This window comes from Cucumibacter marinus DSM 18995 (assembly GCF_000429865.1).
GTDB lineage: Bacteria > Pseudomonadota > Alphaproteobacteria > Rhizobiales > Devosiaceae > Cucumibacter > Cucumibacter marinus.
Map to the genome: position 1 here is coordinate 306,161 of NZ_KE386979.1, position 16,776 is coordinate 322,936.

The window sequence follows — 16,776 nt, forward strand, 5'->3', positions numbered from 1 at the left end:
CGCGGTCAGTATTAGCTGTCTGGCTTCCAGTCGGGCTGGGTCTCAAAGCTTTCGGTGTTTGGATCGAGTTGATCCCAGCGGATCCGGTCGCGGGCGAAAACCGTCACCTCGGGGGTGAAACTGCCCGGATCGTCGAACAGGCCCAGACTGATAGTCACAAAGCCCGGCATTCCCGTGTTGCGGCCATGGATAGGGCTACCGCAGGCAGGGCAGAAGGTTCGGGTCACGGTCGCACCTGAGGCCCCCTCGACGTCGAACTCAGATGTGGTGCCGGTCAGTTCGAGCTGATCGAGCGGATACATCGCGCCGGTTGAATGGCCGGCGCCAGTGACCCGCTGGCAAACGGTGCAGTGGCAGTTGGCGACGATCACCGGTTCGCCGCATGCCGTGAAGGTCACCGCGCCGCACAGGCATGCTCCCGTTCTTCGTTCCTCTGACATAGCGTTCCTCTCCCCTCGCATTGGTTCTGCCTCGGTACCCCAACGCCGGCCCGAAGTCGCGTTACTCGCGAAGTTGTTAACCAGGATGTCGCACTACTCGCGAAGATGTTAACCAGGATGTCGCGCTACTCGCGAAGATGTTAACCAGATAGACCGGCTTTCGCAAAAGCGCCGGCAAAGGGTTGAGCCTTTCGCCGGTTTCGGGTCTTTTGGGTGTCCCCGTTAGCGCTTGCCGGAGGCCGGAATGGAAAGCCTGCTCAATCTCGAAAACTGGTTCACCCTTGCCATGCTGGTCGTGTTGCAGGCAGTGCTGGGGTTCGACAACCTCCTTTACATTTCGCTTGAATCGAAGCGCGTCGAGCCATCGCGGCAGGCTTTTGTGCGGCGCATGGGGATCATGGTCGCCATAGGGCTGAGGATCATCCTGCTGTTTGTCGTCCTGCAGGCGATCCAGCTTTTCGAGGCGCCGTTCTTCTCGGTGCATATGACGGGCATCGTCGAGGGGGATTTCAACGTCCACGCCTTCATCGTGCTGATCGGGGGCGGGTTCATCCTCTATACCGCGATCAAGGAAATCTACCACATGATCGGTCAGCCCGATTTCGCGCATGAGGACACGGCGATCCGGCGCAGTGTCGGTGCGGCAATCTTCCTGATCGTCTCGATGAACATGGTGTTTTCCTTCGATTCGATCCTGTCCTCGATCGCGCTCTCGGATGTGTTCTGGGTGATGGCGGTGGCGATTCTCGCCTCCGGGGCGTTGATGGTGCTGCTCGCCGACTACGTCGCCGAATTCCTCGACCGCAACCGCATGTATGAGGTGCTGGGCCTGTTCATCCTCTTGCTCGTCGGCGTGCTGCTGGTGTCCGAAGGCGGGCATCTGGCGCATCTCAAGCTGTTCGGCTTCGAAGTGCTGCCGATGGCGAAATCGACCTTCTATCTCGTCCTGTTCGTGATGGTGGCGGTCGATGTCGTCCAGTCGCGCTACAAGAACAAGCTGCTCGCCGAGCGCAAGCATGAGGCGGCGCTGGCCAAGGCCGCCAAGGCGCAAAAGCTCGAGCCGGCAAAAGGGGAGTAGGGGCTACCCAATTCGCGTCGCCACCCGGTTTGTTCGGGTGGTCTTCACCTTCTGGATTACCCGGGTGAACCGGGCAATGACGGGAGAGTATCGGAGGCGCATTCAGAACAGATTTCCCGACTCTGCCACCCTCGCCCTTCGAGGCTTCGCTTCGCTGCGCACCTCAGGGTGAGGGCCTGAGTTTGTGGGTGGCCTGGGGAGGCCTCATCCTGAGGCGGGAGCGCCATGGACGCGACCCTCGAAAGGGGGCTTCAAATCATCTTGTCACCCTCGGGCTTAACCCGAGGGTCCATAAGGCCTCGCGGCGAGTTTAGAGCCCGCAAAACGGATCGACCGACACCCGCTTGTCGCCTCATCATGGATGCCCATTCAGAGCCTGTCGGCCGGCAGACGCAGGGGAGTTACAGACAGCCGCCGCTACGTCTGTTTTCGGCGGCCGTCAGCTTGCCGTCGATATCGAACTCAACATCAACAAAGAAATCGATGCGACAGGCGACATCGAACCCGGCAGATATGTGAAAGGTCAGTGCTGAATTGCCGGGCCGCGGTTCCCGCAATCCGGTCCACGGTTCGAAACCGGCAGTGGCAAGCCGAGACACAACCGACTTCCTGGATTCGCCGATCTCGAAGAGGTCCGGAACAAGATCGATGACTGTGCCGTGCCGCGCGTTACGCTGATCATAGAGGTATCTGGTTTCCGGGTGGAACAGCAGGCCTAGGGCAAAGGCGGAATAGAGGAAGCGGCCGACAAGGAGAGCAAGGATGACGAGGGCGATTAGGCCAAATGTCTGCAATCGGGTCATGAGTGGCGCCATTGCTGTGACATGAGGTTCTACGCCTCCGCCCGAATCTCCAATGCTTCCTCGATCGTCATCTCGGTGTGATCGCGGAAGTCGGGGTTCTTGTCGGGGAAATCGGTGCGGAAATGCCCGCCCCGGCTTTCGGTCCGCTTCAAAGCAGCGGCGGCGACAAGGGTCGCGGAGACGGTCATGTTGAGATAGGAGCGGGTGACCTTCTGGGCATGGGCCTCAAGCGTGGCGATCCCGCGCAAGGCGGTGCGCAGGCCCGCCCCGTTGCGCTCCACGCCCACCAGGTCGGTCATGATGCGTCTTAGCTGCTGCACCGCCTCGAGATTGCGGAGGATGTTTTCCGCTTCCTCGCCCTTTTCCTCGTCCCATTCGATGCCGGGGAAGGGCGGCAGGGCTGCGCGCATGGGTTCGAGGCCGGAGATGTCCTCGGCGATGCGGGCACCGTAAACGACGGCCTCGAGCAGCGAGTTCGAGGCCAGGCGGTTGGCGCCGTGCAGGCCGGTGCAGCTTGCTTCACCGCAAACCCAGAGCCCGGCGAGCGAAGAGCGGCCGCGTTCGTCCACCTTGACCCCGCCCATGTGATAATGCGCCGCCGGGGCGACCGGGATCATCTCGGTGACCGGGTCGATGCCGGCCTCCGCGCAGTAATTGGCAACGGTGGGGAAGGCGGTCAGGATGCGTTCGCCCAGCGCTTCGCGCGTATCGAGGAACACCTTCCTTCCCGCCTGGATCTGGCGGAAATTGGCGCGGGCGACGATGTCGCGCGGTGCCAGTTCGGCGTCTTCATGCACATCGAGCATGAAGCGCTCTCCGAGATCATTGACGAGAATCGCGCCTTCGCCGCGCAGGGCCTCGGTGGCAAGCGGGGCCGGGTCGCGCCCCACGGCCATGCCGGTGGGATGGAACTGGACGAATTCGCTGTCGGCGATCACGGCGCCAGCTCTTGCCGCCATGCCCATGGCGTGGCCGCGCACGCCCGGCGGATTTGTGGTGACCGCATAAAGCCCGCCCAGGCCGCCGGCGGCCAGAACGGTGGCGCGGGCGCGGATGAAGACCGGTTCGACATAGCGGTCGCCGAGTTTACGGCAATAAACCCCGATCACCCGGCCATCGGCGCGGGCGAGATCAACCGCCGTAATGCCCTCGACAACACGGATCGAGGGGGTGCGGCGCACCTCGTCGATCAGCGCGGCCATGATCTCGCGGCCGGCGCGGTCGCCGGATACGCGAACCACGCGATTGACCGAATGAGCCGCCTCGCGGGACAGCTGATAATGGCCTTCGGTATCGCGGTCGAAGGGGGTGCCCCAGCGGGCAAGGTCCTCGATGCGCTGGGCCGCTTCCTGGGCGACGGATTGCGCGACCTTGAGGTCGACGAGCCCGGCCCCGGCCTTGGCGGTGTCCTGGGCGTGGGCGATGGCGCTGTCACCGGGGCCCACAGCGGCGGCCACCCCGCCCTGTGCCCAGGCAGATGATGCGCCCGAACCGAGCGGTTTGGGGGAGAGGACCGTGACCGGTCTCGGCGCCAGCTTGAGAGCGCAGAACAGCCCTGCCAGCCCTGCGCCAACGATCAGCGCGCCATCCGCATTCAGCGTGTTGTCGTAAATGGTCATAAAAGTGTCCGCCCGAACCCCTAAGAGGCCGTGTTGTAACGCCATTTGCGGCAGGCGTCACCCTTTTGCGCGTCCGGCGGGATGCCACCCTTGCGCCTGAGAGCGCCCGTTTCTAGGGTCGATCGGCATCGGCAAAGGAGCCAGACGTGGAAGATCCCCTTATTGCTTTCGGTGAAGACATCTGGCTGGCCGAGGGTCCGGTGATCAAGGCTGCCCTCGGTTTTCGCTATCCGACCCGCATGGCGGTGATCCGGCTTTCGGGTGGCAGGCTTGTCGTCTGGTCGCCGGTGGCACTGACGCCTTCACTCAGCGCTGCCGTGATGGGGCTGGGACAGGTCGCCTGGCTTGTGGCGCCCAATTCGCTGCATCACCTTTCGATCGGCGACTGGAAAGCGGCATATCCGAACGCGAAAATCGTCGCCGTTCCGGGGCTCGCCAAGAAGCGGCCCGATCTCACCATCGATGTGGAACTCGGCGCGCAGCCGCTTGATGAATGGAGCGGCGAGATCGACCATGTGCTGTTCCACAATGCGTTGGCAACCGAGGCGGTGTTCCTGCACCGCAAGAGTGCCACCGTCCTCGTGACCGACCTGATCCAGCATCTGCCCAAGGGTTGGTTTGGCGGTTGGCGCGCGATTATTGCCAATCTCGATCTGATGACAGCGAAAGAACCGGAGGTGCCGCGCAAGTTCCGCACCGGCTTCCGCGATAAGGCCAAGGCCCGCGCCAACGCCCAACAGGTGCTCGATTGGCCCAGCGAAAAGCTGGTCATGGCGCATGGCGAACCGGTCGTCGAGAACGCGCAAACCGCTCTTCGCCATGCGTTCGGGTGGCTGATGCGCTGAGGGTTACACGGCCCTCGCATGCCGGCCTTCGGGCTGGTTGGCCATATAGGCATCGAAAGTCGAGGCGATGACCCTGAGGGCGGTGCGGCCACGTTCAGTCACGGTGACCGTCCAGTCTTCGATGGTCACCAGTCCTTCTTTTTCAAAGGCCCAACAGGCGGCCAGTTCCGGTCCGAAATAGTGGGCGCGCGCGCCGTGGCTGTCGGTCACCTCGGCCAGGTCGACCGTCAGGTCGCACATCAGCCGTTCGATGACATGGGCGCGCAGCTTGTCGTCGGCGGTCAGCTCGACGGCCTTGGCGGTTGGCAATTTGCCTTCCGCGACCACCCGGCCATAAGCACCGGTCTCGCCGATATTCTGGACATAGGCACCGGGCAGCCCCGAAATCGAAGTCGCGCCCATGCCGATGACCGTATCGGCGCGGTCGATGGTGTAGCCCTGGAAATTGCGGCGCAGCGTGCCTGCTTTCGCTGCTTCGGCCATCTTGTCGCCGGGGCGGGCGAAGTGATCGAGCCCGATGCGGATATAACCGGCATCGGTCAGCGCCGTTGCGGCAGCTTCGGCCTGTTCATAACGCGCGTCGATATCGGGCAGGGCCTGCTCGGGGACGAGGCGCTGGTTCTTGGCCATCCATGGCACATGGGCATAGCCGAACAGGGCGATGCGGTCCGGAGCCAGGCTCAGCGCCTTGTCGATCGAGGACAGAAGCTTGTCGCGGGTCTGATGGGGCAGACCGTACATCAGGTCGAAATTGATACCCTCGATGCCGGCGTCGCGCAGCCATTTCACCGCGTCGCGCACGGTTTCATAAGGCTGGATGCGGTTGATGCTCTGCTGCACCTCGGCGTCGAACTCCTGCACGCCCAGAGACACCCGGGTGGCGCCGAGTTCAGCCAGGCCGCTCGCCATCTCGAACTCGAAGGTGCGCGGGTCCAGCTCGAACGCGATCTCCGCATCAGGGCGGATATCGAACCGGTCCTGAAGCTGGCCAGTCAGCATGATCAGGGCCGGCAGGGGCATGGCGGTCGGGGTGCCGCCACCCCAGTGGATTTCGCTCACCGTCATCGTTGTCGGCAGCGCGTCGGCGACGAGGTCGATCTCGCGGGCGAGGTCGCGGGCATAGGCGAGCACCGGTCCGTCGCGGCGCGAGAGTTTCATGTTGCAGGCGCAATACCAGCAGATTTCCCGGCAGAAGGGGATATGCAGGTAAAGCGAAACCGGCGCCCGCGTGTCGAGGGCACCCAGCCACTGGCGGTGGCGGGTGTCGTCCGCCTGCGGTTTGAAATGCGGGGCGGTGGGGTAGCTGGTATAGCGCGGGACGCGCCGTTCAGCATATTGAGCGAGGGTCTTGTCCATGGCCGGGACACTATGCCGAGCCGCTGCCCCGTTCCTTGATCGGAATCAAACAGTGGGCGAATTTATTGGCCGGGGCCAAGCGGTTGTGCCGGACCCACGAAAAAGGCCGCCTCTGAGGGCGGCCCTTGAACTCTTCGCAATCTGAGCCCGCTCGGTGGCTCTTGTTGTTAGTGGCTTTTCTTGCCGAAATTGATCATGCGCTCGACGGCGGCGCGGGCCGGGCCGGCGATGTCCTCAGGCACCGTGATTTCCTCGGTGCCGGTATGCAGCGACCACAGGATATTTTCGAGGTTGATGCGCTTCATATGCGGGCAGAAATTGCAGCCGCGCAGGAATTCGACCTCCGGTGTTTCCGCCGCCACGTTGTCGGACATGGAGCACTCGGTCACCATGACGACCTTTGTCGGCTTCTCGGTCTTCACCCAGTTGATCATGCCCGAAGTCGAGCCGGAGAAATCGACAGCGTCGATCACGTCGGGCGGGCATTCGGGGTGGGCGATGATCTTGGCACCAGGATAAGAAGCGCGCAGTTCCTCGATGTCGTTGGCCGTGAAGGTTTCGTGCACTTCACAGGCGCCGGCCCAGGTGACGATCTTCTTCTTGGTCTTTTTGGCGGTGTTCTGGGCCAGATACTGGTCGGGGATCATGATGACGGTGTCACCCTCGACGCCATCGACGATCTCAAGCGCGTTTGAAGACGTGCAGCACACATCGGTAACCGCCTTCACATCCGCCGAGGTGTTCACATAGGTCACGACCGGCGCGCCCGGATATTGCGCGCGCATCGCCATCACGTCCTCGGGGGTGATCGAGGAGGCAAGCGAACAGCCGGCGCGGCTGTCGGGAATCAGCACCGTCTTTTCCGGATTGAGGAGCTTGGAGGTCTCCGCCATGAAGTGAACGCCGCACTGGACGATCACCGACTGGCTGACCTTGGTGGCCTCGATCGCAAGCTGCAGGCTGTCGCCGACGAAATCGGCCACGCCGAAAAAGATCTGCGGGGTCTGGTAGTTATGCGCCAGGATGACCGCGTCCTTCTCCTTCTTGAGCGCGTTGATCGTGCGGATCAACGGCGCATAAAAGGCCCACTCCACCTCCGGGATCTGGTCACGGACCCGATCATAGAGGTCGGCTGTCTCGGCCTTCACGGCCGGCGAAAATGACAAATCGTAATGCTCGGCCAATTCGGCACGGGCCTTGTCGAGCGGGACTGTCGCGTTGATCATCTGCACCATAAGTGCCCCCCGGGGTCCGGTTGCTGCCGGAACTTAGGTATTTTTGTCCTGCATTTCAATGAAGGCTATGCTAGAGGGGCGCCGGATCGGGCCGGCCCGTCGGCCCAAAAGCCAGCCGTCACCAAGGGAGACCGTTCATGGCGCAAAATGCCAGCCTTCTCAAGGACATGTTGTCGCGCGCACCGGTTGTGCCGGTTATCGTGCTCAACGATGTGGCCAAGGCGAAGCCCCTGGCAGAGGCGCTGGTCAGCGGCGGTTTGCCGCTTCTCGAAGTCACCTTGCGCACCGAAAATGCGTTTCAGATCATGGAAGAGATGGCCACGGTCCCCGGCGCGATTGTCGGCGCGGGCACGGTGCGCGATCTCACCCATATGCAGCGCGCCGAGAAAGCCGGCTCGAAATTCCTCGTTTCGCCCGGCTCGCCGCCGCAATTGATCGCGGATGCGGAGAAGGTCGGCATTCCGCTCCTGCCGGGCGTCGCGACGGCGACCGAAGGCATGACGGTTGCCGAACAGGGCTATTCCTTCGTCAAATTCTTCCCCGCCGAAGCCTCCGGCGGCGCGCGGGCGGTCAAGGATTTTGCTTCGCCCCTGCCGGACCTGATCTTCTGTCCGACCGGCGGCATTTCGCTCAAGACCGCACCCGACTATCTCGGCCTGCCAAATGTCATCTGCGTGGGCGGCAGCTGGGTCACCCCTGCGGATGCGGTGGCGGAAGACGATTGGGGTCGCATCGAAACGCTGGCCCGCGAGGCGGCGGGTCTCGCCAGGAGCTAGCACGATGATCCGGGCGAATGCGGCATTGAGGCATTTCCCCCGGTTGCTGGCGGTCCTGCTGGCCGCGTTCTTGCTTTCGGTTCGCCCGGCGCTGCCGGAAGACGCGGTGAGGGTATTCGCCGCCGCCAGCATGATCGACGTGCTCGAGCCGCTGGCCGATCTGTTCGTCGAGCAGGGCCATCCCCGTCCCGTTATCGTGACCGGTGCTTCTTCGGTGATGGCGCGGCAAATCGAGGCCGGCGCCCCTGCCGATGTGTTCATCAGCGCCAATCTCGACTGGGCCTCAGCCGTTATCAAACTGTCGGGCTGGGGAAAATGGCGTCCGTTTGTCAGCAATCGCCTTGTGGTCATCGGGCCAGCGGGCGCTGCACCGCTTGAGGATATCAACCAGCTGCCTGATCGTCTGGCGGGTGGCCGGCTGGCCATCGCCGAACCGGACAGCGTGCCCGCCGGCATTTATGCCCGCGAAGCGCTCACCAAGCTTGGGCTCTGGGAGGCCATCGAACCGCTGACCGCGCCGGCGGAGAATGTCCGCGCCGCGCTCAATTTCGTCGTGACCGGGGCCGCGCCCTATGGTGTCGTTTATGAAAGCGATGCGCGCGATCCGCGCGTCTCGATTATTGCCGAGATTCCTAAGTGGAGCTATTTCGCCGTCGACTATTACACCGTGATCAGGGAGGACAATCCGCAGGCCGACGCTTTCGTGAGACTGCTGCGGTCCGATGAAGCGGATGAGATCTTCGCGGCTTACGGGTTCTCGCCCGGCCATGGCATGCCGTTATGAGCGGGGACGTGCTCGGCATTCTTGTGCTGTCCCTCAAGGTAAGTGCCGGGGCGCTGATCTGGGCGTTGCCGCTCGGCTATCTGCTCGGTTTCGTGCTGGCGCGGTTCGAGTTTCGCGGCAAATCGCTGGTCTCCGCTCTTGTCATGCTGCCATTGGTCATGCCGCCGGTCGCCACCGGTTTGCTCCTGCTTTACGGCTTTGGGCCCAAGGGCCCCATTGGCTGGTTGCTTGGCCTCATCGGCATCCGGCTCGCCTTCACCGCTGCCGGCGCTGCACTGGCGGCGGGCCTTGTTGCGCTGCCTTTGATTGTCAGGCCGATCCGGCTGTCTCTCGAGGCTGTCGATCCCGCGCTTGAGGAAGCGCTGGCGGTCGCCGGTCATGGGCCGTTTCGGCGATTCATCATGCTGGCCCTGCCGCTCAGCCTGCCCGGGGTTGTTGCGGGCGCCGTGCTCGGCTTTGCCAAGGGGCTGGGCGAGTTCGGGGCGACGATCACCTTTGCCGCCAATATTCCCGGCGAAACCCAGACCCTGTCCCTTGCCATTCATTCGGCCCTTCAACGGGTCGATGGGGGCGGACTGGTGCTGATCCTTTGCCTGGTCTCGGTCGCCGTCTCGCTGATCGCGGTGCTGGGGTCCGAAGCGCTGTTGCGGGTGATGACGCCCTGGCTGACCGGCAGGCAGGAACCGATCCGTGCTTGAAGTCCGGCTCGAGGCCCGCAAGGGTGACACGATCATCGACACCCGATTTGCGCTCAACCGGGGCGTCACGGCGCTGGTCGGCCCCTCGGGTGCCGGCAAGACCTCGATCCTCAGGCTGATCGCGGGGCTCGACGCGCCACTGGCCGGCTTCGTCAAGCTGGGCGACCGGGTGTTGTTCGACGATGAGCAGGATGTCGACATACCGGTGAACAGGCGCGGGCTCGGCATGGTCTTCCAGCGCCCCCTTCTGCTGCCGCACCGCAATGTTGCTGCCAACATTCGGCTCGGTCGCCGCGTCCCAAAGGCGCGGCTGATCGAGGTCGCCTCTGCGCTGGGGATCGACACGCTCCTCAAGCGCCGGGTGGGTGGCTTGTCTGGCGGCGAACAGCAGCGGGTGATGCTCGCGCGGGCGCTGGTCGGGCAGCCCAATGCGCTTTTGTGCGACGAGCCGCTGACCGGGCTCGATTCCCCACGGCGGCAGGCGCTGGTCGATGTCATGCGCGAGGCCCTGGCGGCCCTCGACATCCCGGTTCTTTATGTCACCCACGCCTTTGACGAGGCCGCTGAGCTGGCCGACCGGCTGATGGTGCTGGAGGAAGGCCGCGTCGTTGAAGACGGACCGGTGGCGGAGATCGCCGCCCGGCATGGCAGCACCCGTCAGTTCGAGGCCGGGGTGTCGAGCCTCATCACCGGGGAGATCGCCGCACGGGATGCCGAATTTGGCCTTGCCACCGTCGCGGTGGGTGACGAGCAGATCGAAATCGCCGATCCCGGTCTTGAGGTTGGTGCACCGGTGACCCTCAGGCTTTGGGCCAAGGATCTGGTGCTGGCAAAGACCCGGCCTGAGGGTATCAGCGCCCGCAACGCCCTCACCGGCCGGGTAAAGGCGGTGAAAGCGGGTGCCGGGGCCGAAGCGGATATCGCCATCGAGGCAGCCGGTACGGTTCTGATGGCGCGGGTGATGCGCAAGACCGTGACCGAGATGGACTTGAACGAAGGCAGCGAGGTCGTCGTGCTGTTCAAATCGGCGGCGCCGGTCGCAACCAAAACCTGATCGTCGAGATCTGCCCCTTGTCACCCTCGCCATCTCAATAGGCGTCGACCGGCACGTGGTCCGGGTCGGACCCTGGCGGTTCAGCCGGGGTTGGAGCTGCCGGCCATTTCGACGCTGTCGGGACTTGCAAGATAGTGAGCCGAGAGTTTGCGATAGGCGGTCGATGCGAAAGCCAGAAGCGTCACTACAACGCCCACCGCGCCGGCAATCGTGAAGACAAGGGCGATGCCACGGTCCGGACCAGTGCCGAACCAGCTTCCGATCGCGTTGGCGCCGGCGCCATCGGTCATGAACGGGATGACGATGAACTCGGTATAGGGGCCGATCAGGAAGGCGGTAAGCGGAGAGGCGGCCATCTCGATGGATTGGGCGAATCCGAACACGCGTCCCTGTCTTTCGAGCGGAACGACCTTTTGCAGCGTCGTCTGTTCCGCTGCCTCGGCTGCCGGACCAATCAGCATCCAGATAAAACACCCTCCGACCAGCAACCAGAACGAGGACTGGATAGTGAAGACACTACACACCACCCAGGCGACGAGATTGACGGCAAGCAAGGTCCGGAGCGGGTTTCCTCCAAGCCCGGTGCGCGAAATGATGATGCCCGAAATGATGAAGGCGGTCGAAATGACGGCAAAGGTCAGGCCCCAGACATCGACCGAGACCAGCGAAAGGCCATAGGCGTCGAGCAGCGCCATGAAGATGCCGCCGAGGAAATTGTTGAAGGTGGCAAAGAAGATGAGCGCGAAAAGTCCGGGCACCGCGGCGATGACGCGGACGGTACCCGCGATATCGATATTGTGCTTTGGCGCGGGCTGGTCCCCGGTCGGGACCGGGCGGCCTTCATCGACCCGGACAGTGCCGAGATGGATAATGGCAAGGACTGTCGCGACCAGCGCGACGATGAGGGCCAGATACATGCCGCCCCAGGCGACGAGAAAACCCGATATGGCCGAGGTGATGAGAAAGCCGATTCCGCCAACCATGCCGACCAGGCCGTTGGCCTTGTCACGCTCTTCGGCCGGGATCAGGATGGTTACGAGGGTGGGCAGTGCGATGCCGCGGATGTTACCGGCAATCACCCCGAGCATGACCAGAAGCACGAATGCCCAGAGATAGCCCCCATAGGGGTTTGAAAAGCTCCCTTCCGGTTCAAACAGGACCATCAGGAAGGCGAAAGCGTAGAAGCCCAGAGACACGACGCTCGAGCCGAGCATGGACCGGATCTTGCCGTTGTGGTCGACGATCGAACCGAACCAGAAGCCGAAAGCCGCAGTGAAGACCAGGTAGATCCCGGCGACCATGCCGGTGGCAAACACAGACTGGGTCTCGATGAAGATCCAGAAGGTTACGGCGAACCACACGGTGAAATTGGTGACGTTGGCCAGAAGGTTGTTGATAAGGATCTGGTGAAACGGCTTCATGGCGTGCATCGCTTGCGGAACCGGCGGCGAAGCTATGCCCGTGTGCGCGTCTGCGCAATTGAAATCTTTTCGCCGAGTCAGCCGTTTCTAGTCGTCGAGATCTGCCAGCAGCGCCTCGCGCAGGGTCTTGATCCTGTGCTTGAGCTTTTTGCGCTTCTTTTTCTTCTCGATAGCCGCTTCGAGCGCGTCTTCAAGCGCCATCCAATGGTCGGCAAGTAGGGCGGCCACGCGCAGGCCCTCGGGTGTCAGCGCCACGGCGCGGGCATACTCCTCGCCGATCTCGGTGTGTTCGATCAACCCTTCGGCGCCCAGCCGGGCAAGCGTCAGGTCGAGCCGGTCGGTCGGCATGCCGATCTCATCACCCAGCCCCGCAATCTCGCGCGGCGTCTGGCGTGACAGGGCCAGGATGATGGCATCGTCGCCGGCCAGCAGGCCACGTCGGGTCAAGGGCTCGGCCAGCCGCAGCCGGGCCGCACCTCCCGCCTCAATCAGGGCGAACAGCAATGTGTCTTCGATATCGCGCGCCATGCGCCTGTCTTACAGCCAATCGGGTTAAGAGGTCGATTGCAGCAGTAATCTATCGTTAACCCACGACCTGGCGGCCAACGCGGTATGTTGTTCGGTAATACCGAATGCGATAGGGAAGCTTTGTTCGCTTTTGTTCAACGGAGCAGGCCGTGCCGCTGCATTTCTTCGCCGATCTCACCCGGGACGATCTCACCGAACTGGGGAGTTCGCGGTCGATCCTGATGCTGCCGGTCGCGGCCACCGAGCCACATGGGCCGCATCTGCCGCTCGGCACCGACATCATCATCGCCGAAGGGCATCTGGCGGCGCTTGCCGATGCAATGGACGATGGTGGTCCGAATGTCGTCTGCCTGCCGATCGAGGCGATCGGCGCGTCGGCCGAGCATGAAGGGTTTTCCGGGGTGTTGAGCCAGGAGCCCGATGCGCTGGCAAACCGCTGGTACGAATTGCTGGCCGCTGGCGCGGCCATGGGTTTCCGCCGGGCGGTGATCGTTTCCTCGCATGGGGGTAATTCGCCAGCGGTCGATATCGCGGTGAGTTGGGCGCGGACCCGGCTCGACATGCTGGCCATCTCGACCGCCTGGCTCCGTTTTGGCCAGCCAGACGATCTGTTCCCGCCGGCAGAGCTGGCGCATGGCATCCATGGCGGGGCCATCGAGACCAGCCTGATGCAGCACTATGCGCCCGAACTCGTGCATGAGGACGAGATCCGCGACTTCGCCTCCGACCTGCCTGCCGTGGAAGAGGGCACAACCCATCTGTCCGGCTTCGGCAAGCATCACTTCGGCTGGATGAGCCGTGACCTCAACCCCGAAGGCGTGGTCGGCGACGCGACCCTTGCCAGCGCCGAAAAAGGCGCGGCATCCGCGGCACACGCCGTCGAAGGGATGACCGCGCTTCTCGCTGATATCGCCGGTTTCGACCTCAACCGGCTTCGCGATCCGGGGGAGGGGCGGTTTTGACCCAGGATCTCTCGCGCATTCGCGCTTTCGTCCAGGTTTATGAGGCCGGCGGCTTCTCTGCCGCCGCCCGGCAATATGGGCGCTCCAAGGCGCTCCTCTCGAAATATGTGACCGACCTCGAAAACCATCTCGGGGTGCGGCTGATGAACCGCACCACCCGCAAGCTCTCCCTCACCGAGGCGGGGCATCAATATTATCGCGAGGTCAATGATATCCTGAGGCAACTCGACGATCTCGATCTCACGATCACCGACCAGTCGGCGGAGGCACGGGGGCTGGTCAGAATCAGCGCGCCGCGCAATCTCGGCGAGACCGTCTTGAGCCGCGCCCTGTTCGCCTTTCTCAATGAGAATCCGCAGGTCTCGCTCGACCTGAGGCTCGAGGACAGGCGCGTCGATTTGATCGCCGAAGAAATCGATCTGGCGCTGCGCATTTCCTCCATGCCCGATTCCTCGCTGATTGCCCGCAAGATCACCGATTGCCCGACGGTCCTGGTGATGTCGCCAGGGATGATCAAAGAACATGGCAAACCCGCTCACCCGGATGATCTGAGGGGGCTGCCTTTCATCATCGACACAAATACCCAGCACCAGTCGACCTTGCGTTTTGAGGTCGATGGCCAACCGCAGATCGTGCATGTCAGCGGACGGGTCACTGTCAATTCGCCCGTGTCGGTTGCGGAGGCGGCAGCGGCTGGCCTCGGTTTCGCCGGACTGCCGCTTTATGTGGGGCGCGACTATATCGACAGGGGCGAGCTGGTGCCGGTGCTCGACGACTTCATGAGAGAATCTCTGGCTTTCCAAGCCGTCTATCCGCATCGCCGGCACCTGCCGGGCAAGGTGCGCGCGTTGATCGATTTCCTTGTCGACTGGTTTGCCGAGACGACCTTCCAATGACCGCATTTTCCTGGACCGGGTGCTTTCGCGCTCTGGCGTCGGCCGCTGCTCTGTGGCTCGCCATGACCGCCGGCGCATGGCCCCATCCCCACATCTTCATCGACGCCGTCGCCGAACTGCAATTCGACGATAGTGGCGCGCTGACGGGCCTGACCCATCGCTGGCGGTTCGATCCGGCAACGTCGGCATGGATGGTGCAGGGGCTCGACGAAAATGGCGACGGTACGGTCAGCCCTGCCGAGCTGCAGCCACTTGCCGACGACAACACCGCGGCGCTCTACGATTTCGATTTCTACACGACCCTCAACGACGATGGCGAAGAGGTGAAGTTCTCGCAGGCCATCGATCCGGGCATGGTGTTCGAAGGCGGTATGGTGACGCTGAGCTTCACCATCGCGCCGGTGGAAACGGTGACCGTGTCCTCGAGCCTCGAAGTCGAGGTCGGTGACCCGGAATACTACGTTGCGTTTGCCTTTGAGGGGAACGACGGCGCGGTGCTGAAAAACGCACCCCCGAGCTGCTCGGTGGAGGTCAACGAGCCGCGTCCGATTTCGGCCGAGCTCGAGAATCGCCTGTTCGATCTCGGCCCGGAGGTGACCGAACTGCCGCCCGATCTCAAACAGGCCATGCGCGATGTTTCCAACGTCGTTATCGTCTCTTGCGATGGGGAGCCGGCAACGGCAAGCGAGGCGGTCGCGTCACAGGCGCGCAACAAAGCGGCAACGCCCTTCACCGTGCCGCCGAGCGAGCCCAATATCGGGGCAACGCCGCAAACGGGCATTCTCGGCTGGGTCCAGCGCCAGCAACAACAGTTCTATCGCTCGCTGACCCAGACGCTGGCGGCGCTCAAGCAAGACAATAATGCCTTCTGGGTGCTGGGCACGCTCAGTTTCCTTTATGGCGTTTTCCACGCTGCCGGGCCGGGTCATGGCAAAATGGTGATCTCTTCCTATGTGGTGGCCCGCGAGAGCGAGGTCGGGCGCGGGGTGGCCCTCAGTTTCGCCGCTGCGATGGTTCAGTCGCTTGTTGCCATCGCTTTTGTTCTGGTCGCCGCCGGCGCCCTCAGGCTGACGAGCCTGGCGCTGGAAGACGCGGCAGCGGGCATGGCGACAGGTTCCTATGCGCTGATCGCCCTGCTGGGGGCCTGGCTTGTCTGGCGCAAGCTGACCGGGCGCGGTCATCATCACCATGACCACAGCCACGATCACCATAACGGCCATGACCACGGCCACGAAGACCATGGCCATGCGCATCATCACGTGGTTGGTCCGGGCCAGGCCAAGGGCAGTCTGAGGGAAATGGCGGGGGTGGTGCTGGCGGTTGGCCTGCGGCCCTGTTCGGGGGCGTTGATCGTTCTTGCCTTTGCTCTCACCCAGGGCGTCTTGCTGGCCGGGATTGTTGCGACCCTGTTGATGGGGCTCGGTACCGCGCTTACGGTTTCGGTGCTGGCCGGACTCGCGGTTCTTTTCAAGGACTGGGCACGGCGCGCTGCCAAGGGTGGCCACGCCTGGGCCGGGCGGCTGGTAAGCCTTGCAGAACTCCTTGGGGCCATCGCCGTGTTTGCGTTCGGGGTCGTACTGCTGATGGCCAGCATCTCCTAGGCGAAGAACATCCACAGCGCGACGCCGGCGAGCGTTACCGCGAACAGCCGGTTGAGCGTCTTTGCGCGCCGGGGGCTTCTGAACTGGGCCGCAAGCGTGTCGCCGATCAGGGTCCACAGGGTGAAGGCGACAAGGTTGTTAAGCGTGAAGACGGTGGAGATCACGAGCACCCGCGACAGGGTGTCGGGCGTATCTGGCGCCATGAACTGGCTGAACATCAGGGCCATGATCACATAGGCCTTCGGGTTGAGGGCCAGTAACACGACCCCGTCTCGAAATCCCATGGGGCCGGCGCTCTGGGCTTTTTGCGCGGTCCCGGCGCCGAACATGCGCCACGCGATCCAGAACACATAGAGCGCGCCGCCGATATTGAGCGCCGCGAACAGGCCGGGGAACCGGTCGAGTGCGGCCAGGAAACCCAGGCCGATCAGTGCTGCCACCAGCCAGGTGGCGAGGTGATAGCCGATATTGGCCGGCACGGTCGCGCGCAAACCGAACCGGGCACCGGTGGCCGCGAACACCATATTGCCCGGGCCGGGGCTGTAGGCGAGCGGGAACAGGAAGATCAAAAGGGCAGCAATGGTTTCGATCATCGGAGCGTCCGGGTCTTTTCAGGCTTTTCAACCCGCCCCGGGGCCTTCAGTCGACCCGGTTTTGACCGGCATCGCGCGCTCCAAACC

17 protein-coding genes are annotated in these 16,776 nt (G+C 63.2%); 9 read left to right on the plus strand and 8 right to left on the minus strand.

Features of this window, described 5'->3' with window-relative positions:
* Positions 1-11 precede the first annotated feature (11 nt).
* A complete protein-coding gene (locus G489_RS0117055; RefSeq protein WP_162142450.1) occupies positions 12-440 on the minus strand; it encodes a GFA family protein in 429 nt (142 codons plus the stop codon).
* 244 nt (positions 441-684) lie between these two features.
* Between G489_RS0117055 and G489_RS0117060 the strand changes: the two genes are divergently transcribed.
* Positions 685-1,518, plus strand: coding sequence for a TerC family protein (locus G489_RS0117060; protein WP_029042531.1), 834 nt, complete (start codon positions 685-687; stop codon positions 1,516-1,518).
* Positions 1,519-1,919: 401 nt separating this feature from the next.
* Here G489_RS0117060 and G489_RS0117065 read toward each other — a convergent pair whose 3' ends face one another.
* Both G489_RS0117065 and G489_RS0117070 read right to left on the minus strand, forming a co-directional pair.
* Positions 1,920-2,321, minus strand: coding sequence for a hypothetical protein (locus G489_RS0117065; RefSeq protein WP_155889430.1), 402 nt, complete (start codon positions 2,319-2,321; stop codon positions 1,920-1,922).
* Positions 2,322-2,350: 29 nt separating this feature from the next.
* A complete protein-coding gene (locus G489_RS0117070; RefSeq protein ID WP_029042533.1) occupies positions 2,351-3,940 on the minus strand; it encodes an L-aspartate oxidase in 1,590 nt (529 codons plus the stop codon).
* A gap of 146 nt (positions 3,941-4,086) precedes the next feature.
* Here G489_RS0117070 and G489_RS0117075 point away from each other — a divergent pair, with 146 nt between their 5' ends.
* Positions 4,087-4,785, plus strand: coding sequence for a DUF4336 domain-containing protein (locus G489_RS0117075; protein WP_029042534.1), 699 nt, complete (start codon positions 4,087-4,089; stop codon positions 4,783-4,785).
* A 3-nt stretch (positions 4,786-4,788) separates the two neighbouring features.
* Here the strand turns inward: G489_RS0117075 and hemN are convergent, their stop codons facing one another.
* Complete coding sequence (hemN, locus tag G489_RS0117080) at positions 4,789-6,141, minus strand: oxygen-independent coproporphyrinogen III oxidase (protein ID WP_029042535.1); 1,353 nt, start codon at positions 6,139-6,141, stop codon at positions 4,789-4,791.
* A 167-nt stretch (positions 6,142-6,308) separates the two neighbouring features.
* Positions 6,309-7,367, minus strand: coding sequence for a quinolinate synthase NadA (gene nadA, locus G489_RS0117085; protein WP_029042536.1), 1,059 nt, complete (start codon positions 7,365-7,367; stop codon positions 6,309-6,311).
* 146 nt (positions 7,368-7,513) lie between these two features.
* Between nadA and eda the strand changes: the two genes are divergently transcribed.
* The 4 genes from eda to modC are packed head-to-tail and all read left to right on the plus strand — an operon-like array spanning position 7,514 to position 10,688.
* On the plus strand, positions 7,514-8,152 hold the full coding sequence (gene eda, locus G489_RS0117090; protein ID WP_029042537.1) for a bifunctional 4-hydroxy-2-oxoglutarate aldolase/2-dehydro-3-deoxy-phosphogluconate aldolase: 639 nt from the start codon (positions 7,514-7,516) through the stop codon (positions 8,150-8,152).
* Positions 8,153-8,156: 4 nt separating this feature from the next.
* The gene (gene modA, locus G489_RS0117095; protein ID WP_029042538.1) at positions 8,157-8,936 is read left to right on the plus strand and encodes a molybdate ABC transporter substrate-binding protein; all 780 of its coding nucleotides are present in this window, start codon (positions 8,157-8,159) and stop codon (positions 8,934-8,936) included.
* On the plus strand, positions 8,933-9,634 hold the full coding sequence (gene modB, locus G489_RS21260; RefSeq protein WP_051332774.1) for a molybdate ABC transporter permease subunit: 702 nt from the start codon (positions 8,933-8,935) through the stop codon (positions 9,632-9,634). Before modA ends, modB begins: the two co-directional genes overlap by 4 nt.
* Positions 9,627-10,688 carry a molybdenum ABC transporter ATP-binding protein gene (modC, locus tag G489_RS21265; RefSeq protein ID WP_051332775.1) on the plus strand — a complete coding sequence of 354 codons (1,062 nt, stop codon included), beginning with the start codon at positions 9,627-9,629 and terminating at the stop codon, positions 10,686-10,688. The genes modB and modC overlap by 8 nt, the downstream gene beginning before the upstream one ends.
* Before the next feature lie 80 nt (positions 10,689-10,768).
* Here modC and G489_RS0117110 read toward each other — a convergent pair whose 3' ends face one another.
* Both G489_RS0117110 and G489_RS0117115 read right to left on the minus strand, forming a co-directional pair.
* Entirely contained in the window at positions 10,769-12,109 is a 1,341-nt protein-coding gene (locus tag G489_RS0117110) for an MFS transporter (protein ID WP_029042539.1), read from the minus strand.
* A gap of 87 nt (positions 12,110-12,196) precedes the next feature.
* Positions 12,197-12,637, minus strand: a complete 441-nt coding sequence (locus G489_RS0117115) for a hypothetical protein (protein WP_029042540.1) — start codon at positions 12,635-12,637, stop codon at positions 12,197-12,199.
* Positions 12,638-12,786: 149 nt separating this feature from the next.
* Between G489_RS0117115 and G489_RS0117120 the strand changes: the two genes are divergently transcribed.
* From G489_RS0117120 to G489_RS22085, 3 genes are read left to right on the plus strand one after another with little or no spacing between them, the layout of a single operon-like run.
* The gene (locus tag G489_RS0117120) at positions 12,787-13,599 is read left to right on the plus strand and encodes a creatininase family protein (protein WP_029042541.1); all 813 of its coding nucleotides are present in this window, start codon (positions 12,787-12,789) and stop codon (positions 13,597-13,599) included.
* Complete coding sequence (locus G489_RS0117125; protein ID WP_029042542.1) at positions 13,596-14,495, plus strand: LysR family transcriptional regulator; 900 nt, start codon at positions 13,596-13,598, stop codon at positions 14,493-14,495. The genes G489_RS0117120 and G489_RS0117125 overlap by 4 nt, the downstream gene beginning before the upstream one ends.
* Positions 14,492-16,096, plus strand: coding sequence for a HoxN/HupN/NixA family nickel/cobalt transporter (locus G489_RS22085; RefSeq protein ID WP_051332776.1), 1,605 nt, complete (start codon positions 14,492-14,494; stop codon positions 16,094-16,096). The genes G489_RS0117125 and G489_RS22085 overlap by 4 nt, the downstream gene beginning before the upstream one ends.
* Here the strand turns inward: G489_RS22085 and G489_RS0117135 are convergent.
* Entirely contained in the window at positions 16,093-16,689 is a 597-nt protein-coding gene (locus G489_RS0117135; protein WP_029042543.1) for a LysE family translocator, read from the minus strand. The two genes, G489_RS22085 and G489_RS0117135, sit on opposite strands and share 4 nt — an antisense overlap.
* Positions 16,690-16,776: the final 87 nt, after the last annotated feature.

Excerpts from the sequence above, each read along its gene's own strand:
- eda (WP_029042537.1), top strand. The coding sequence starts at position 7,514 with ATGGCGCAAAATGCCAGCCTTCTCAAGGACATGTTGTCGCGCGCACCG.
- hemN (WP_029042535.1), bottom strand. The coding sequence starts at position 6,141 with ATGGACAAGACCCTCGCTCAATATGCTGAACGGCGCGTCCCGCGCTAT.
- G489_RS0117135 (WP_029042543.1), bottom strand. The coding sequence starts at position 16,689 with ATGATCGAAACCATTGCTGCCCTTTTGATCTTCCTGTTCCCGCTCGCC.
- nadA (WP_029042536.1), bottom strand. The coding sequence starts at position 7,367 with ATGATCAACGCGACAGTCCCGCTCGACAAGGCCCGTGCCGAATTGGCC.
- G489_RS22085 (WP_051332776.1), top strand. The coding sequence starts at position 14,492 with ATGACCGCATTTTCCTGGACCGGGTGCTTTCGCGCTCTGGCGTCGGCC.
- modA (WP_029042538.1), top strand. The coding sequence starts at position 8,157 with ATGATCCGGGCGAATGCGGCATTGAGGCATTTCCCCCGGTTGCTGGCG.
- modB (WP_051332774.1), top strand. The coding sequence starts at position 8,933 with ATGAGCGGGGACGTGCTCGGCATTCTTGTGCTGTCCCTCAAGGTAAGT.
- G489_RS0117065 (WP_155889430.1), bottom strand. The coding sequence starts at position 2,321 with ATGACCCGATTGCAGACATTTGGCCTAATCGCCCTCGTCATCCTTGCT.
- G489_RS0117110 (WP_029042539.1), bottom strand. The coding sequence starts at position 12,109 with ATGAAGCCGTTTCACCAGATCCTTATCAACAACCTTCTGGCCAACGTC.
- G489_RS0117055 (WP_162142450.1), bottom strand. The coding sequence starts at position 440 with ATGTCAGAGGAACGAAGAACGGGAGCATGCCTGTGCGGCGCGGTGACC.
- G489_RS0117060 (WP_029042531.1), top strand. The coding sequence starts at position 685 with ATGGAAAGCCTGCTCAATCTCGAAAACTGGTTCACCCTTGCCATGCTG.
- G489_RS0117115 (WP_029042540.1), bottom strand. The coding sequence starts at position 12,637 with ATGGCGCGCGATATCGAAGACACATTGCTGTTCGCCCTGATTGAGGCG.
- G489_RS0117070 (WP_029042533.1), bottom strand. The coding sequence starts at position 3,940 with ATGACCATTTACGACAACACGCTGAATGCGGATGGCGCGCTGATCGTT.